Source organism: Frankia sp. RB5, from assembly GCF_059816245.1.
This window is the reverse complement of record NZ_JCBATA010000043.1, coordinates 24,778-39,841: the sequence shown is the minus strand read 5'-3', so window position 1 is coordinate 39,841 and position 15,064 is coordinate 24,778. Positions and strand designations below refer to the sequence as shown.

General features: G+C 73.5%; 9 protein-coding genes and 1 pseudogene. 2 read left to right on the top strand and 8 right to left on the bottom strand.

Annotation, left to right across the window (positions count from 1 at the left end; translation table 11 throughout):
• Positions 1–3: 3 nt before the first annotated feature.
• From AC6EXY_RS21645 to AC6EXY_RS21610, 8 genes and pseudogenes are all read right to left on the bottom strand, one after another.
• Positions 4–870, bottom strand: a complete 867-nt coding sequence (locus AC6EXY_RS21645) for an ABC transporter ATP-binding protein (RefSeq protein ID WP_101832118.1) — start codon at positions 868–870, stop codon at positions 4–6.
• Positions 843–1,655 carry an ABC transporter permease gene (locus AC6EXY_RS21640; RefSeq protein WP_499817889.1) on the bottom strand — a complete coding sequence of 271 codons (813 nt, stop codon included), beginning with the start codon at positions 1,653–1,655 and terminating at the stop codon, positions 843–845. The genes AC6EXY_RS21645 and AC6EXY_RS21640 overlap by 28 nt, the downstream gene beginning before the upstream one ends.
• Before the next feature lie 194 nt (positions 1,656–1,849).
• Entirely contained in the window at positions 1,850–2,914 is a 1,065-nt protein-coding gene (locus AC6EXY_RS21635; protein WP_499817872.1) for an ABC transporter substrate-binding protein, read from the bottom strand.
• 121 nt (positions 2,915–3,035) lie between these two features.
• Positions 3,036–3,959, bottom strand: coding sequence for a TauD/TfdA dioxygenase family protein (locus AC6EXY_RS21630; protein ID WP_101832116.1), 924 nt, complete (start codon positions 3,957–3,959; stop codon positions 3,036–3,038).
• Positions 3,960–4,318: 359 nt separating this feature from the next.
• The gene (locus tag AC6EXY_RS21625; protein WP_499817874.1) at positions 4,319–5,665 is read right to left on the bottom strand and encodes an ROK family protein; all 1,347 of its coding nucleotides are present in this window, start codon (positions 5,663–5,665) and stop codon (positions 4,319–4,321) included.
• Between the two features lie 483 nt (positions 5,666–6,148).
• The gene (gene ppc, locus AC6EXY_RS21620) at positions 6,149–9,052 is read right to left on the bottom strand and encodes a phosphoenolpyruvate carboxylase (RefSeq protein ID WP_499817875.1); all 2,904 of its coding nucleotides are present in this window, start codon (positions 9,050–9,052) and stop codon (positions 6,149–6,151) included.
• 193 nt (positions 9,053–9,245) lie between these two features.
• Positions 9,246–10,508 (bottom strand): M56 family metallopeptidase, encoded by a 1,263-nt coding sequence (locus tag AC6EXY_RS21615; RefSeq protein WP_101832114.1) that lies wholly within the window; start codon positions 10,506–10,508, stop codon positions 9,246–9,248.
• Positions 10,509–10,521: 13 nt separating this feature from the next.
• Positions 10,522–11,048: pseudogene (locus AC6EXY_RS21610) on the bottom strand (BlaI/MecI/CopY family transcriptional regulator).
• An 846-nt stretch (positions 11,049–11,894) separates the two neighbouring features.
• On the opposite strand from AC6EXY_RS21610, the gene AC6EXY_RS21605 reads away from it, so the two are divergent.
• Together AC6EXY_RS21605 and AC6EXY_RS21600 are read left to right on the top strand one after the other, a co-directional pair.
• A complete protein-coding gene (locus AC6EXY_RS21605) occupies positions 11,895–14,069 on the top strand; it encodes a cytochrome ubiquinol oxidase subunit I (RefSeq protein ID WP_499817876.1) in 2,175 nt (724 codons plus the stop codon).
• A complete protein-coding gene (locus AC6EXY_RS21600) occupies positions 14,066–15,058 on the top strand; it encodes a cytochrome d ubiquinol oxidase subunit II (protein ID WP_499817877.1) in 993 nt (330 codons plus the stop codon). Before AC6EXY_RS21605 ends, AC6EXY_RS21600 begins: the two co-directional genes overlap by 4 nt.
• The last annotated feature ends 6 nt before the right edge of the window (positions 15,059–15,064 follow it).

Below are 15,064 nucleotides of genomic sequence, written 5' to 3'. Positions count from 1 at the left end.
GCCTCAGTGGGTGCTTTCGGGGAGGTCGTCGACGCCCAGTTCGGCGAGCAGGAGGGTGCGCAGGCGGTCGAAGGCGGGGTCGGTGCGGCGCCGGGGAGAGGCGACGTCCACGGCGACGTCGAGGGAGAAGCGGCCGGCGGTGAGCACGAGCACCCGGTCGGCGAGCAGGATCGCCTCGTCCACGTCGTGGGTGACGAACAGGACGGCCGGGCGGTGGCGTCGGCACAGCCGCTGGAGCAGGGCGTGCATCCGGATGCGGGTCAGCGCGTCCAGGGCGCCGAACGGCTCGTCGAGCATGAGTAGCTCCGGCTCCCGCACGAGCGCGCGGGCGAGGGCGACCCGCTGGGCCTCGCCGCCGGACAGCGTCACCGGCCAGGACCGCTCCCGCCCGGACAGCCCCACCTCGGCGAGCGCCGCCCGACCGCGCTCGCCCGCGTCCCGGCCGGTCAGGCCAAGCGTGACGTTCGGCAGCAGCCGCCGCCAGGGCAGCAGCCGTGCCTCCTGGAAGACGACCGAGCGGGAGCGGGCGGCGAGCACCTGGCCGTCCACCTCGTGGTCGAAACCGCCGAGGACGCGCAGCAGCGTGCTCTTGCCCGACCCGCTGCGGCCGAGCAGGGCCACGAACTCGCCGGGCGCCACGGTCAGGTCCAACCCGTCGAGCACGACCTGATCGCCGAAGGCTCGGCGCAGCCCGCGCACCCGCACGGCGGCGTCCCCGAACCGGTCCGCGACCGCGGTGCCACCGCCGCTCGCGTCGGATGTCCCGGAGACAGAGGTCCCGGAGACAGAGGTCCGGGAGACAGAGGTCCCGGCCTCGGAGGCTCCCGCGACGGAGGCTGTGGTCAGGTTCCGTCGAAGCCGCGTCGCCATGACAGCAACGTCCTTTCCAACAGACGGACCAGGCCGTCACTGATCAGTCCCAGCAGGCCGTAGATCACCAGGCAGAGCACGATGATGTCGGTGCGGTTCCACGACTGGGCGTTCGTGAGCAGGTAGCCGATCCCGGAGTCGGTGTTGACCTGCTCGGCGAACACCAGCAGCAGCCAGGCGACGCCCATCGCCCACCGCAGCCCGACCAGGAAGCCCGGCGCGGCACCCGGCACCACCACCGAACGGATCAGCCCGAATCGGCCGAGCCCGAAGGTCTGGCCGGCCTCCACCAGCCGGGCGTCGACTCCGCGGATCGCCGCGAAGGTGTTCATGTAGATCGGGAAGGCGACCCCGACGGCGATGAGGAAGATCTTGGCATTCTCGCCGATGCCGATCCACAGGATGATCAACGGGACCAGCGCGATGACCGGGATCGTCCGCAGGAAGTTCATCGCCGAGTCGACCGTGTCCGAGGCGGCCCGAAAGAATCCGGCGACCACCGCGAGGACGAGCCCGGCGGCGACGCCGAACGCGAGCCCCAGCCCGACCCGGTACAGCGAGACGCCGAGGTCGCGGGTGAGGTCGCCACTGCGCCACAGCTCGCGGCCGGCGTCGAGCACCGTGGCGGGTGACGCCAGCGCCCGGTCGCTGACCAGGCCGAGGCCGGTCACCGCCCACCAGGCCAGGAACAGCAGCGCCGGCCCGAGGAACCGTCGCACCTCCACCGGCACGCGCCACCGCCGACCCGCGCGCCGGCGTCCCCCGGTCGGGTCCACCAGCACGATCGGAGCGCGCCCCGCGTCGCCCGACGTGGCCTCGTCGGCTCTGTCGGGTCGGTCGGCTCTGTCGGGTCGGTTGGCTCTGTCGGGTTGTTCAGGTCGGTCGTTCGTGATGGTGCTGCTCGCCGCGACGGTCCTGCCGTCGGCGAGGGTGACGTCGGTCACGCTGTCTGACCTCCCTGTGCGGGCGGAATTCCTGGTCAGGCCGCCGGGAAGGCCTTGGCGAAGGCCGCGGTCAGCTCGGTGGTGAAGCCGCTGTCGAGCTCGTTGTTGACGTCGAGGCCCTTCGGCAGCACGCCGACGCCGCCCAGCAGCCGGGCCTGCACCCGCTGGCTCTCCACGAAGCCGGGGGAGACGGGCCGGTAGCGGCTGTCGGGGATCGAGTCGAAGTACCGCCGCGCCGCGACCGGATCCTGCTTGAGCTGGTCGACGTAGTACTTCTGCACCCAGGTGGCGGCGTTCGCCTTCGGCCAGGCGGACGCCCGCGACAGCCGCAGCACGAAGTCACGTACCGCCGCCCGCTTCGCCGGGTCCTTCAGCGCCGCCTTCGACGCGAGCAGCACCGAGTAGACGGGCAGCTGGCGCGTCTGGATCTCATACGACCCGGGTGCCTGGCGGGCGACGCCGGCCGTGTACATCCGCGTGTAGACGATCGCGTCGACCTTCCCGCCGGCGAGCGTCGTGGTCAGGCTGGTCACCGGCACGTTGACCGGGGTGATGTCCTTCTGGTCCAGCCCGACGGCGTCGAGCTGGTTGAGCAGGTAGCCGTGCAGCGAGGTCCCGACGGTGAACGCCACCCGCCTGCCCTTGAGATCGGCCGGTGTCCGGATGCCGGAGCCGGCGCGCGCGATGATCGTCTGGGTGTTGACGGGGCTCTCCTGCACGGCGACCGCCACGGCGCCGGCGCCGGCCGCGTTCGCGAACAGCACCGGCGTGTCACCCATGAAGCCGACGTCGAGGCGTCCCGCGCTGAACGCGGCGTTCATGTGCGGGCCGTCGGCGAACGTGCTGTACGACAGCCCGTAGGGCGTGCCCCGGTCGGCGCCGGACAACGACAGCGGGAGCTGCACGACCTTGCTCTGGTCGCCGATGCGCAGAGTGACCCGGCCGGGGGCGGACGACGCCGCGCCGCCACCCCCGCCACTCCCGCTGCCGTCGCCACTCCCGCCGCCGTCGCCGCAGGCGGCCAGCAGCACCGCGACCAGCGCGGCGACGCCAGCGAGCAGGAGGGATGGACGCCGCATGCGCGGTCGTCGTTGGCGCATCGGAAATACTCCCTGTCGGTCTGTCGGTCGTCGCACGGGAGACGAGCGGCGCGTGGGAAGCGAACGGGTGGGGCGGCCGGCCGCGGGGAGGTGGCCCCGCGGCCGGCGATGGTTCGGAACCTCAGGAACCGAGGAAGGGCTCGCCCGCGACGAGCTCGGACTGGCGGCCGTCCACGCCGACAGGCACCTCACCCTCGAGGGTCACCCGGTACAGCACCCGGTCGAAGTCGAGGTGGCCGAGGTCGGACGGGCCGAGGTGAGCGGTCGCCCGGTTGTCCCAGAACGCGACGTCCCCGGGGTTCCACTTGAAGCGGACGGTGAACTCGGCGCGGGAGATCTGGTCGTAGAAGAGGTCGAGGATCTGCCGGCTCTGCTTCGGCGAGAAGCCGACGATCTGGCCTTCCTTCGCGGTGAAACTGGGGCTGACGAACAGGGCCCGCTCGCCGGTCTCCGGGTGCACCCGCACCACGGGATGAACCGCCACCAGCGGGTTCGCGGCAACCTTGCGGCCGTAGTCGCTGTCGACGGGGAAGTTGCCGAAGCTGTGCCGGGCCCGCAGGCCGTCGGCGAGGTCGCGCAGCGGCTCGGGCAGGGCCTCGTAGGCGGCGACCAGGTTCGTCCAGGCGGTGTCACCGCCGTAGGGCGGGATGATGTCGCCGCGCAGGATGGAGCCGGCCGGCGGGTTCACCAGGGCGGTGACGTCGGTGTGCCAGCCGTTGTCGTAGGTGGCCTTCCGCTTGCCGAAGTACTTCTCGTAACGACGGCTGTCGATCGGCAGGATCTCCGGGAAGCCCGCCGGCGGGGCGTCCTCATGCGGATGCGCGGGGGTGAGCCGGCCGAAACGGCGGCCGAACGCCACCTGCTGGGCGTGGTCGATGTGCTGGTCGCGGAAGAACACGACCTTCCACTGGTGCAGCGCCGCGCGGATCTCGGCCACGGCCGCGTCGTCGAGGTCCGCGCGCAGGTCGATGCCGTGGATCTCGGCGCCGGTGTGGCCGGAGAGGGGGCGAACATCTATGCCGAGAGCGGGTGTGGTGCTGGTCATCCTGCGTTCCTCCCGGGATGGGGAAAGGGCGGAGTGGGTTCCGAGCGGGGGGTGCTGGCAGGCTTCCGGTGCGTCCGGGCGCGGCGAATCGACCGACACCTGGAAAGGTCGGAAAGAAGCGCGGGAAGAGCCCGGGAAGAAACGATCGGAAGCCGTGGAGGTATCGCTGGGAGGGCGCGCGTAAGCCGCACCCTCGCGCGCCGCGGAGCAGAACATCGAACCGCGGTCGAGGAATGCGATGTGAACGCGTCGTCAGCGCGATGTGAAAGAGCGGGAGAGATCCCGCGTCAACATCGCCGGCAGCGCCGTCCGGTGGGCGGATGAATATCCGCGCCGCTGCCTTCGGTGTCGTTCACGGGTTAATCGTCGACCATCCGGTCCCAGGTCGTCAATGTTTGGCGTCCGGTTGGAACTAATTGCTCGCGCGGGTGAGCGGCGCGGTCCGCCGCGGGGGTGCGGCGGCGGTCTGCGTCCACGCTCTGTGGGCTGCGGTGGACCGCGTGCAGGACCGTCGCGGCCGCCGCGACGGCGAGCACGTCGGGTCCGAAGCTGCTCGGCAGGACCGCGCGCGCCGGCGCCGCGTGCACCCGGGAGTGCGCCGCGATCTCGGCGTGCAGGTCGTCGCGCAGCTCGGGGAGCAGCATCACCGCGGCCTCGGTGAGGACCACCAGCTCCGGGTCCATCACGTCGACGAGCTGTGCGACCAGCCGTCCCACCGCGCGCACCCGCTCGCGGAACAGCGCCACGGCCCGCCGGTCGCCGGCCGCCGCGACGGCGGCGAGCGTCTGGATGTCCGGCACCGTGATGATCCCCTCGTCGAGGGCGCGGCGTAGCAGGGTCCGCTCGGACAGGGCCGCCTGCGCGCAGCCGGCGCGTCCGCACTCGCAGGCCTGCGTGCTGTCGGCGAGGCGAAGATGGGCGATGCCGCCGGCGGCGGCGTGCGGTCCCACGTGCACGATGCCGTCGGTGGCGAACGCGGCGTCGACGACGTTGCCGACGAACAGCTGCAGCAGGCTGCGGCGGGCCCGCGGGTCCCCGAAGAGGATCTCCGCCTGGGCCAGCGCCCGTGCATGGCCGTCGACGTGCACCCGCAGTCCGGTGGCCGGGGCCAGCAGTTCACGCACCGGGACGTCGTGCCAGTCCAGCGGCTCATGCTCGATCACCCGGCCACGCCGCGGGTCGACCCGACCGCCGGTCACGACACCCAGCCCGAGCACCTGGTTTCCCCGGGCGTGACGGGCGAGGAAGCCGGGCAACCGTCGACCGATCATGTCAAGTACCGCCCGCGCGTCGCCCGACCTGGGCAGCCGTTCCTGGGCGACGACGTGGCCGCGCAGGTCCACCAGGCCGAACGTCACATACGGCACGGCGATGTGCACGCCGCAGGCGACGTGGTGGCGGGTGTCCACGTCGAGCGGGGTGTGCGGCCGCCCGGCCCGCGGGGCCAGCGAGCTCGCCGGCAGCTCTCGCAGCAGTCCCAGCGAGATCAGGCCGGCCGTCTGCCGGGACACCGCTGCCGGACTGAGTCCGGTGGCCCGCCCGATCGCGGTCCGGGCGACCGGCCCGTGGTCGAGCACCGTCCGCAGGATCGCCGCCGCGGGCGAGGTGCCGTCCCGTCCGGACGACCCAGGGGTGCTGGGAGCACCGGGGGGCCGGGAGGGAACGGACGGGCCGCGGGCTATGGACGTGCTGTGAGGGACGGACACGGAGACCTCCTCGCGTCACGTGCGGCGCGCCGTGGGACCGCCGGGGCGGCGTGGGTGCGCGGCACGCCCGGGACCCGCGGGGGGCCGCGTCCCGGTGGCTGAGCTGGGCGGGCGTCGCGGCGCGGGTGACACTGCCCGCGCCCGGGCCGGGCGGTGGTGATGACGGCTCGCGCACGTACCTCGGGACAGCGGGTGGGCGCCGGCGGCTCAGCCGCGGGTGGTGCCACCTGCCATGTCCGACCGGAGGGCACGCCGGCATGGCCGGTCGGAGCGGCTCGGCAGGGCGGCTCCCGAGGTCGCGAGGATCAGCGGGAACTCGGACAGAGCGCGCTCGCGACGCGGTGGAGGTCAATGTGCGCGCGGCAGACCAGGAGAAGGCGCCGGCTCATGAAGCTGACGGTAGATACCACCTTGGGGGATGTCAACCAAGACGACCGGGATGGTGATGCACCTCGCGGGAGAACCGCAGGTCGCGGCGAGTGGTCAGCCGGTGTTGCGCAGGCCGGCCGCGATGCCGTTGATGGTCAGCAGCAGGGCACGGCGCAGCTTCGGGTCGACGTCGGTCCCGGCCGCGCGGGCGCGGGCGAGCAACGAGATCTGCAGCGCGTGCAGCGGAGCCAGATAGGCGTCACGGACCTCGAGGGTGTGGCGCAGCGTGGTCGCGTTCTCCAGCAGTTCCCCCTGTCCGGTCACGGCGAGCACCTCGGTGACGGTGCGGGCGTGCTCGGCCCGGATCGCCGCGAAGATCGCCGCGCCGTCCGAGCCGACCAGGGTCGTCACGTAGCGCTCGGCGATGGCGAGGTCCGACTTGGCCAGCGTCATCTGCACGTTGCCGAGGAACGTCCGGAAGAAGTGCCACGAGCGGTACATCTCGGCGAGCGTGTCGCCGGCCCCCGCGGCCCGGGCGGCGGCCAGGCCCGTCCCGACGCCGAACCAGCCGGGCAGGATGATCCGGGACTGTGTCCAGCCGAACACCCACGGGATCGCCCGCAGGTCGGCGAGGCCGCCGGAGCCGCCGGGCCGCCGCGACGGCCGCGAGCCGATGTTGAGGTTGCCGAGCTCCTCCACCGGCGTGGCGGCCAGGAAGAACGGCACCAGCGCCGGATCGCCGACGAACGCCTGATAGGCGGCGCGGGCCGAGTCGGCGACCGCCTGCATCGTCTCGTCCCAGCCGGCGAGCACCGCCGAGGACTGCCGGGACGACCGGTGCAGGATCGACGCCTCGATCACCGCGGACAGCGCGATCTCCAGGTTGTGGCGGGCGAGGCTCGGCAGCGTGTACTTGTCCGAGATCACCTCACCCTGCTCGGTCACCTTGATCGAGCCGTCCAGGGTGCCGAACGGCTGCGCCATGATCGCCTCGCCGGTCGGGCCGCCGCCGCGGCCCACCGAGCCGCCGCGGCCGTGGAACAGCCGCAGCACCACGCCATGGCGGCGGGCGGCGTCACGCAGCTCCCGCTGCGCCTTGTGGATCTCCCACTGGGACGCGGTGATCCCCGCGTCCTTGGACGAGTCCGAGTAGCCGAGCATGACCTCCTGCACGTCGCCGCGCGCCCGCACCAGCGAGCGGTAGGACGGGTCGGCCAGCATCCCGTCGAGCAGGCCGCCGGCGGCCCGCAGCTCGGCGACCGTCTCGAACAGCGGGACGAAGCCGATCCGCGCCCAGGCGGGACGCCCGCCGACGCCGACCCCGACCAGCCCCGCCTCCCGGGCGAGCACCACCACGGCGAGGATGTCGTCGACATCCCTGGTCATCGACACGATGTAGCTCTCGATGACGTCCGCGCCGAAGCGGTCGAGCGCCGCGCGGATCGTGCGCATCAGCTCGAGCGTGCCCCGCGGCTCGTCGGGCAGCGGCGGCGGCGCGCTGCCCAGCAGGGGGCGCCGCCGCGCCAGCTCCCCGGACAGCAGGACGCGCCGGTCGGCCCGGGTCAGCTCGGCGTAGGGGGCGTCGAGCTCGCCGACCTGGTCGTAGATCGCGGCCAGGGTGGCATGGTGCTTGTCGGCGTGCTCGCGGATGTCCAGCGTCGCCAGCGCCAGCCCCATCGCCCGGGCGGTGCGGATGACCCGCAGCAGCTCGCCGTTGGCCACGAGGATGCCGTCGCGGGCGGCGAGCGACGCGCGCATCACCGCCAGATCGTCGAGCAGGCCGGCGAGGCCCGCGTAGTCGCGGCCCGGGACATGGGCGGTGCCGGCGGCCAGCCGCTCCCGGGTCCCGGCCAGGCGCGCCAGGATGTAGCTGCACTTGAGCCGGTACGGCTCCTCCGCGTTCAACCGGACGAACCGGTCGTACACCTCCGGCAGCACCTCGCGGTCGGCGGCGAGCGAGTCGACCAGATCGTCACTTACTCCCACCACCCTGGTGGACGCGGTCAGCTCCGTGATCAGCCGTTCGACGGACGCCGTCAGCAGCCGGATGCCGAACTCGTGCTGAAGGGTGAGCACCTCCAGGGTGACCGCCGGCGTCACATTCGGGTTGCCGTCGCGGTCACCGCCCGCCCACGAGCCGAACCGCAGCGGCCGCGCGTCGGCGGGCAGCGTGATCCCGACCCGGCCGAACGCCAGATCGAGCTCCTCCAGCAGGTCGGGCAGCACCTCGGAGGCGATCAGCTCCAGGTAGTAGGCCGCCGAGCGGGCCTCGTCGGCGGGCTTGGGCCGCTCCACCCGCAGCTCGTCGGTCTGCCAGAGCACGTCGACCATCTCGGCGAGCCGCCGGGCGATGCGCTCCCGCTCGGCCGGCCCGGGTCGCGCGCCGGCGACCGTGCCGGAGACCGTGCCGGACACGTCGGCGTCGCCGGGGCCGCCCAGGCCGCCCAGGCCGCTGGGGCCGTCGGGGCTGTCGGCGTCGAGCAGGTCGGCGATGCGCCGCAACGTGTCGAGCACCGAGCGGCGGCTGGCCTCCGTCGGATGGGCGGTGAACACCGGGCGCAGCTGGAGGCGCCCGGCGATGTCGGCGGCCAGGGACCGGTCGAGGGTGCCGGCGTCGAGCGCCTCGCCCATCCGGTCGAACGTCTCGGCCAGCGCGCCGCGGGCCCGGTCGGACAGCTCCCGCGAGCGATGCAGCTGCTCAGTGATGTTGGCGAGCTGGAAGTAGGCGGTGAACGCGCGGGCGAGCACGATCGCCGTCGGGTCGTCCACCCCCGCCAGCAGGCGGGCGAGCTGCGCGCCGTTGTCCGGCCGGCGGGCCAGCGCCCGCACCTGCTCGACGAGTGCGAGCGTCTCGGCGCCCTCGTGCCGGGTGAGCGCCTGGCCGAGCAGGTCACCGAGACGGCGTACGCCGGCGCGTACCGCCGCGTGCCGCACGTCGGAGGAAACCCCGCCGGCGAAGGCACCCGGGTCCGGCCCGAGGCTGGCCTGGGTCACCGTCGCGCTGTGTTCGGTCGTCACGCCGCCTCCGGGGGAAGCCGTTGCACCGGTCACCGGACGCGGCGACCACGTTGTCGCCGGTGTCGCCGGGCGCTGGTAGCCGCGGCGTCGCGGCCTAGTCTGCCCACTTCCCGAGTGGTTGCCTACGGCGCGGGAATGTGGGAAGGCCGACGCCGCCGGTCAGCTGACGCCGCCGGTCAGCCGACGCCGCCGGTCAGCCGACGAGGACGATCAGCGGGGGCGCGGCGAGGACGACGACGGCCGCCAGGTACGCGCACGACGGCTGCCACCAGTGCACCACTGGAGGGTCAAGAAGCCGGGAGATCCGGGAGACGACCGGATTGGCCGTGCCGGGCCGTGGCCCGGACGCGACCGCCGCCGTCTCCTTGACCGAGGCCACGCCCGGGGCCGGCCCGGCAGCCATGAATCCGGCCGGTGGCCGAACCGCCGGCAGGGCCGCGATCAGCATCGGGGACGTCGACGCCGACGTCGACGGGCGCGTCGGCACGGTGACCGTGCCCGTGCCGGGGGCCTGGGCGGAGGCCGTGGCCTCGCCAGGGCCGTTGATGCCGAGCGCGCCGGCTGGCACGGGGGCCCTCGCGACGCCGAGACGGGCCAGCGCGCGGGCCAGCGCGCGGCGGCTGGAGCGGCGGGCGGCCGCGTCGTCGGCGAGCATCTCCACCAGTAACGACACCGCCGCCGTCGCCTCCCGGGCCGGGCGTAGGAAGGGGAAGGTGCGCTCCCAGGCGACGAACGGTTGGATGACCAGGTCGTGCCGGCCGGCGACGTGTGCCGCCTCATGGGCGAGCACCGCGTCCAACTCGGCGGCGTCGAGGGTGTTCAGCAGCCCGCGGGACACGACGACCCGGGCGTGGCGCACCCCCGGCACGCAGTACGCCACGGCGATCGGATGGTCGAGGATGCGCAACCCGATGTTGGCGCGGTCACGGTGCTCGCACAGACAGCAGCCACCGGGGATCGTCCCGCCAACGCCGCGGCCGGACGCTCCGCCCCGCTGGTCGCCGCTCTGCTGGTCGCCGCCGTGATGGTCGTGGGCCTCGGGGGTGTCGTGGCCGCGGTGGCGGCGGCCGGCGAGGTCCACGAGGTGCCGGTGCCGATGCCGTTCGCGCAGGGTGGCGGTGGTGGACGCGGCGAGCACGCCGAACAGCCGGCCGGCCAGGGCGGTCGCCACCGCGAGACCGACGAGGTTGATCCAGCTCAGACCGTCGAGCGGTACGCCCGCCGCGATGTTGCCGACATGGTCGACGATCGCGGACGGGGTGCTGGTGGACAGGGGCGAGACGGTGAAGGCGATGGCCGCGAGGAGGGCGGAGACGCCGCCGGCCAGGCCGATCGCCTGCCAGAGCACGATGGCCGCCCGGGGGCAGCGGTGCGGCCAGCGCGCGGCGGCCAGCAGGCGTGGTGCCGGCCACGCCAGCACGCCCGCGAACAGCGCGAGAAGGGCCGCGGTCGTCATCTCGTGGCCAACGCTACCTCTGGCCGGGCGGAATCTGAACCGATCGGGCGGAGCCCGTCGTCACTGCACCGGGCCGTCGGGCAGTGCCACATCGCCCGACCGCGCCGAGCCGTCGGGACGAACGGGACCGTCCCCGAGGGGCGGTGCCGGCTCGTCCGGGTCGACGGATCCGGCCGCCGCCGGCTCCAGCGCCCGCCGCAGGATCTCCGCCTCCTCGGCGGAGACCGAGCCGACGAACCGGACCAGCGCCGATCCACGGTCATCCGCGGTGCCCAGCGCCTCCATCATCGCCTCGGCGACGACGGCCTCCCGGCTGTCGGCCGCCGCGTAGCGATGCGCACGCGCGGCCCGCTGCCGGCGGACGAATCCCTTGCGTTCCAGTCGCTCAAGCACGGTCAGCACGGTGGTGTACGCGAGATCGCGCTCGTGGTCGAGGCGGGCAGCCACTTCGCGGGCCGTCAACCACCCGTCGATGGACCACGCGTCACTGGACCACAACACGTCCATGACCGACCGTTCGAGGTCACCCAGGCGCGCCATGAGTCAATCCTACGTCGCGTAGAAGTTCTGTGCTGCCGATCCGGCGATGCGGACGGGGAAGTGTGGGTCACAGTCAGCCAACCACGGTGTTCGCCGGGTCTCGGACGGTGGCGGCCGGCGCGCGGGCCCGGCGCGGCGACGCTCGGAGTCGGCGAGGTCACGCCCTGACGTGGCTCGAAGGTGTGGGCGCGAGGGCGAGGCGCTGGCCCGCCCCGGTGATCCGGGCCGCGCCGGGGCGCCGCGCCGGGTGCCGCCGCGGACGCCCGACCGGCACTGCCCGGCACGCACTCGCGGGCGCCGGGCGGGACCTTTCGCCCGGCCCGTCCCGGTGCCGCCCGGACCTTGCGCCCGGATGGCGTCCGGACCGTGCGCCCGGGCCTTGCGTCCGGACATTGTGGGCCGGGTGTCGGCGGCCCTTTTCGGCATACCGGCGACGGGATACCCGGGCCCCCGAGGAATTCTTGACCCGTTGGTAATACTGCAATCCGGGACGAGCGGCCCGCGGCCGGGTGACATTCTTCTCGGCCGCGTCGGCCCGCGGTCTTTCCGGTGCGGCCGCGATGCCCGTTGGTGCCGTTCGGGGGCCGGTGATTTCCGAGGTCCGCGGCGGTTGGCCAGAATCACATCCGGCGGTCGAGCAAAAACGCCGCCGCAGCGCGTATGCACTGTGAGGGGACGCGGGATGCACCGTCCCACCGGCCGTCGTCGCGCATGTCGTCGACCTCACGATCTCGCGGCGGACGACCGGATCCCCTGTTACGTACCTTGGGACCTTCTACGTGGGGTAGAAGGTCGGCTGAATCCCGGCCGATTATCTTCCCGCGGTCCATCGAAGGAGCCGTGCGCATGGTTCTCGCCGCCGACGCCGTCGACCTCGCTCGTGCCCAGACGGCGTTCTCCCTCGCGTTCCATATCTGCTTCGCCGTGTTCGGCGTCGGACTGCCATGGATGCTGATCTACACCGAGTGGCGGTGGCTCAGGACCGGTGACCCGATCTGGCTCGCGCTGACGAAGAAGTGGTCGCGCGCCTTCGCCGTGCTCTTCGCGGTGGGGGCCGTCTCGGGAACGGCGCTGTCGTTCGAGTTCGGGCTGCTCTGGCCCGCGTTCATGTCCAAGTACGGCGGTGCCCTCGGGTTGTCGTTCACGCTGGAGGGTTTCGCCTTCTTCACCGAGGCGATCTTCGTCGGGATGTACCTGTACGGCTGGAAGCGGCTGTCCGCCCGGGCTCACTGGCTGACGCTCTGGCCGATCGCGATCTCCGGCACGCTGTCGACGCTGTTCATCATCACGGTCAACGCCTGGATGAACGTGCCCCGCGGCATCGTCGAGCGCGCCGGACAGGTCGTCGAGGAGAAGCCGCTCGCCCCGTTCACCAGCCCTTCGTTCCCACCGCAGGTCGTACACATGCTGCTCGCCGCGCTGATGTGCGCCGGCGGCATGGTCGCGGCCATCTACGCCGTCGGCATGCTGCGCGGGCGCCGCGACACCTACCACCAGCGTGGTCTCGGCGTCGGCCTCGCCGTCGTGCTCGCCTGCGCGCCGCTGCAGCTCGTCGCCGGTGACCTGGCCGGCCGCAGCGCCGGCGACCACCAGCCCTACAAGCTCGCCGCGATGGAGGGGCTCTACCACACCGGTTCGAACGCGCCCTTCACGCTCGGCGGAATCTACGACGACAAGACCGGGGAGGTCCGGTACGGCCTGGAGATCCCCGGCATGCTCTCGCTGCTGGAGGGTTTCAGCACGAAGCATGTGATCACCGGCCTGGACGCGGCGCCTCCGGACGAGCGGCCCGACGGCACGCTCGTGCACGGCGCGTTCACCGTGATGATCGTCGCCGGTTCCGCGCTGATCGGGCTGTCGCTGCTCACCGGCGTCGCCGTCGTGCGCCGGCGCCGGCGCGGCGAGACACCGCTGCTGCCGACCGGTCGCGGCTGGCTGCTCGCCGCGGCCTGCAGCGGCCCCGCGGCGATGCTCGCGATGCTCACCGGCTGGGAGGTCACCGAGGGTGGCCGGCAGCCGTGGATCGTCGGCGGCCACATGCGGGTCGTCGACGCCGTCACCGGTGGCGACGCCGCCGCGCCGATGTTCGCCGGCACCCTCGTGCTGTACCTGAGCCTCGCCGGTGCGCTGATCCTCATCCTGCGCCGAATGGCGACCGGTGGCCCCAGCGGCGAGCAGTTCGTGACGGGCCGGCCGACCGGTCCGTCGGCTCCCGACGCGCCCCGCCCCCGCGACGGCGGCCCCGGTACCCGCGACTCCGGCCCGCTCCAGGGCGACGGCGACGGCACCGGCGCGGACGGCAGCGGCGGCACGGACGGTGACGACGACGCGGGTGACGACGAGTCCGGAACCAGACGGTCCGCGCCCGCCGCCGCGTACGACGACCCGGCCGCCGTCTACGACCCCGCCGCCGAGCCGGCCGCCTGGTACACGTCCCACCTGGAACCGGTCGGCGACCAGGACCAGCCGGGCGTTCCGGTGGCCGTGCTGCGTCCCGGCCGTCGCCCGGCCAGCACCTCCGGTACCCCGACGTCCACCGACCCCCGGGACCCGGCCACCACCCGCACGCGTGCCGGCGCTCCCGCTCCCGCCGGCACCCCCTCGCGTTCCGCGGAACGCGCCGCGCGCGCCGGCCACCCCGCCGGCGCCAACGCGCGTTCCGCGCAACGCCGCTCCCCGGCCGATCGGGGCGCGAGCGGCACCGACGTTCCGGCGATCCCACGGCCACGCTCCGAGCCGCATCAGATCGGCTGGTCGGGGCTGTTCGGCCGCCGCCCCACGGGCCGCCACTCCGGCCACCGGCAGCCCGGCCCCGGTACCGGGTCTGGCTCCAGCTCGGGTCAGCCGAACTCCGCTCAGCCGAACTCCGGTCAGCCCGGCGGCGGGCAGGTCGGTGATCGGAACACTCGTGGGCGCCACTCCGGGGGACGCCATGCCGTCAGTCGGCATGCCATCACCGGGCGGCGGCCCGACGCGGCCGCGCCCGGCACTCGTCGCACTGATCGGGGGGACACCCGATGACCGCCGCGGATCTGCTGCTCGTCGTCATGGTGATCGGACTGACCGCCTACGCGCTGCTCGGCGGCGCCGACTTCGGCGGGGGAGTGTGGGACCTGCTCGCCCGCGGGCCGCACGCGCGTGACCAGCGCCGGCTGATCTCGGCGTCGATCGGCCCGGTGTGGGAGGCCAACCACGTCTGGCTCGTGTTCATCGTCGTCGCCCTGTTCAGCGGATTCCCGCCCGCGTACGGGCTGGTCGGGTCGTCACTGGAGATCCCGCTGGCGGCGGCCCTGGTCGGCATCGTGCTGCGCGGCGCCGCGTACGTCTACCGCGCCTACGGCGCCGGCGCCGCCGGGCCGGATCACTGGTGGGGGCATGTGTTCGCGGTGTCGTCGGTGATCACGCCGTTCGCCCTCGGGGTGACCGGCGCGGCGCTGGCCAGCGGCCAGGTGTCTCCCGATGATCCCCTCGAACCGCTGCGCAGCACGTTCGGCATCGGCTGCGGGCTGTTCGCGGTCGCCGCGACGGCGTTCCTCGCCGCCGTCTACCTGTGCCGGGACGCCGCCGCGTCGCCGGCGACCGAACACCTGGTGGAGGACTTCCGCCGCCGGGCGGCCGGTGGCGCCGTGGCGTGCGGCCTGCTCGCCCTGGTCCTGCTGCCGCTGTTCTGGGACCAGGCGCCCGAGGTCGCGCACCGGTTCGGGGAGCGGTCGGTGCCGCTGGTCGCGCTGTCCGCCGTCGGCGGGGTCGGCACGCTGATCGCTCTGGCCCGCGGTCAGTTCGTCGTCGCCCGGCTCGCCGCGGGGCTGGCGGTCGGCGGGGTGCTCTGGGGCTGGGCCATCGCCCAGTATCCGGACCTCGTGGTCGGACAGGTCACGGTCGCCGCCGCCGCCGCGCCGACGACGAACATCCACGCGATGCTCTACGCGGTCGCCGGCGGCCTGGTCATCGTGCTGCCACCGATGATCGTCCTGTACCGCCTGTTCACCCGGCCCGAGCCGGTCGACTGAGCCCAG

Excerpts from the sequence above, each read along its gene's own strand:
- AC6EXY_RS21615 (WP_101832114.1), bottom strand. The coding sequence starts at position 10,508 with ATGACGACCGCGGCCCTTCTCGCGCTGTTCGCGGGCGTGCTGGCGTGG.
- AC6EXY_RS21600 (WP_499817877.1), top strand. The coding sequence starts at position 14,066 with ATGACCGCCGCGGATCTGCTGCTCGTCGTCATGGTGATCGGACTGACC.
- AC6EXY_RS21635 (WP_499817872.1), bottom strand. The coding sequence starts at position 2,914 with ATGCGCCAACGACGACCGCGCATGCGGCGTCCATCCCTCCTGCTCGCT.
- AC6EXY_RS21630 (WP_101832116.1), bottom strand. The coding sequence starts at position 3,959 with ATGACCAGCACCACACCCGCTCTCGGCATAGATGTTCGCCCCCTCTCC.
- AC6EXY_RS21645 (WP_101832118.1), bottom strand. The coding sequence starts at position 870 with ATGGCGACGCGGCTTCGACGGAACCTGACCACAGCCTCCGTCGCGGGA.
- AC6EXY_RS21605 (WP_499817876.1), top strand. The coding sequence starts at position 11,895 with ATGGTTCTCGCCGCCGACGCCGTCGACCTCGCTCGTGCCCAGACGGCG.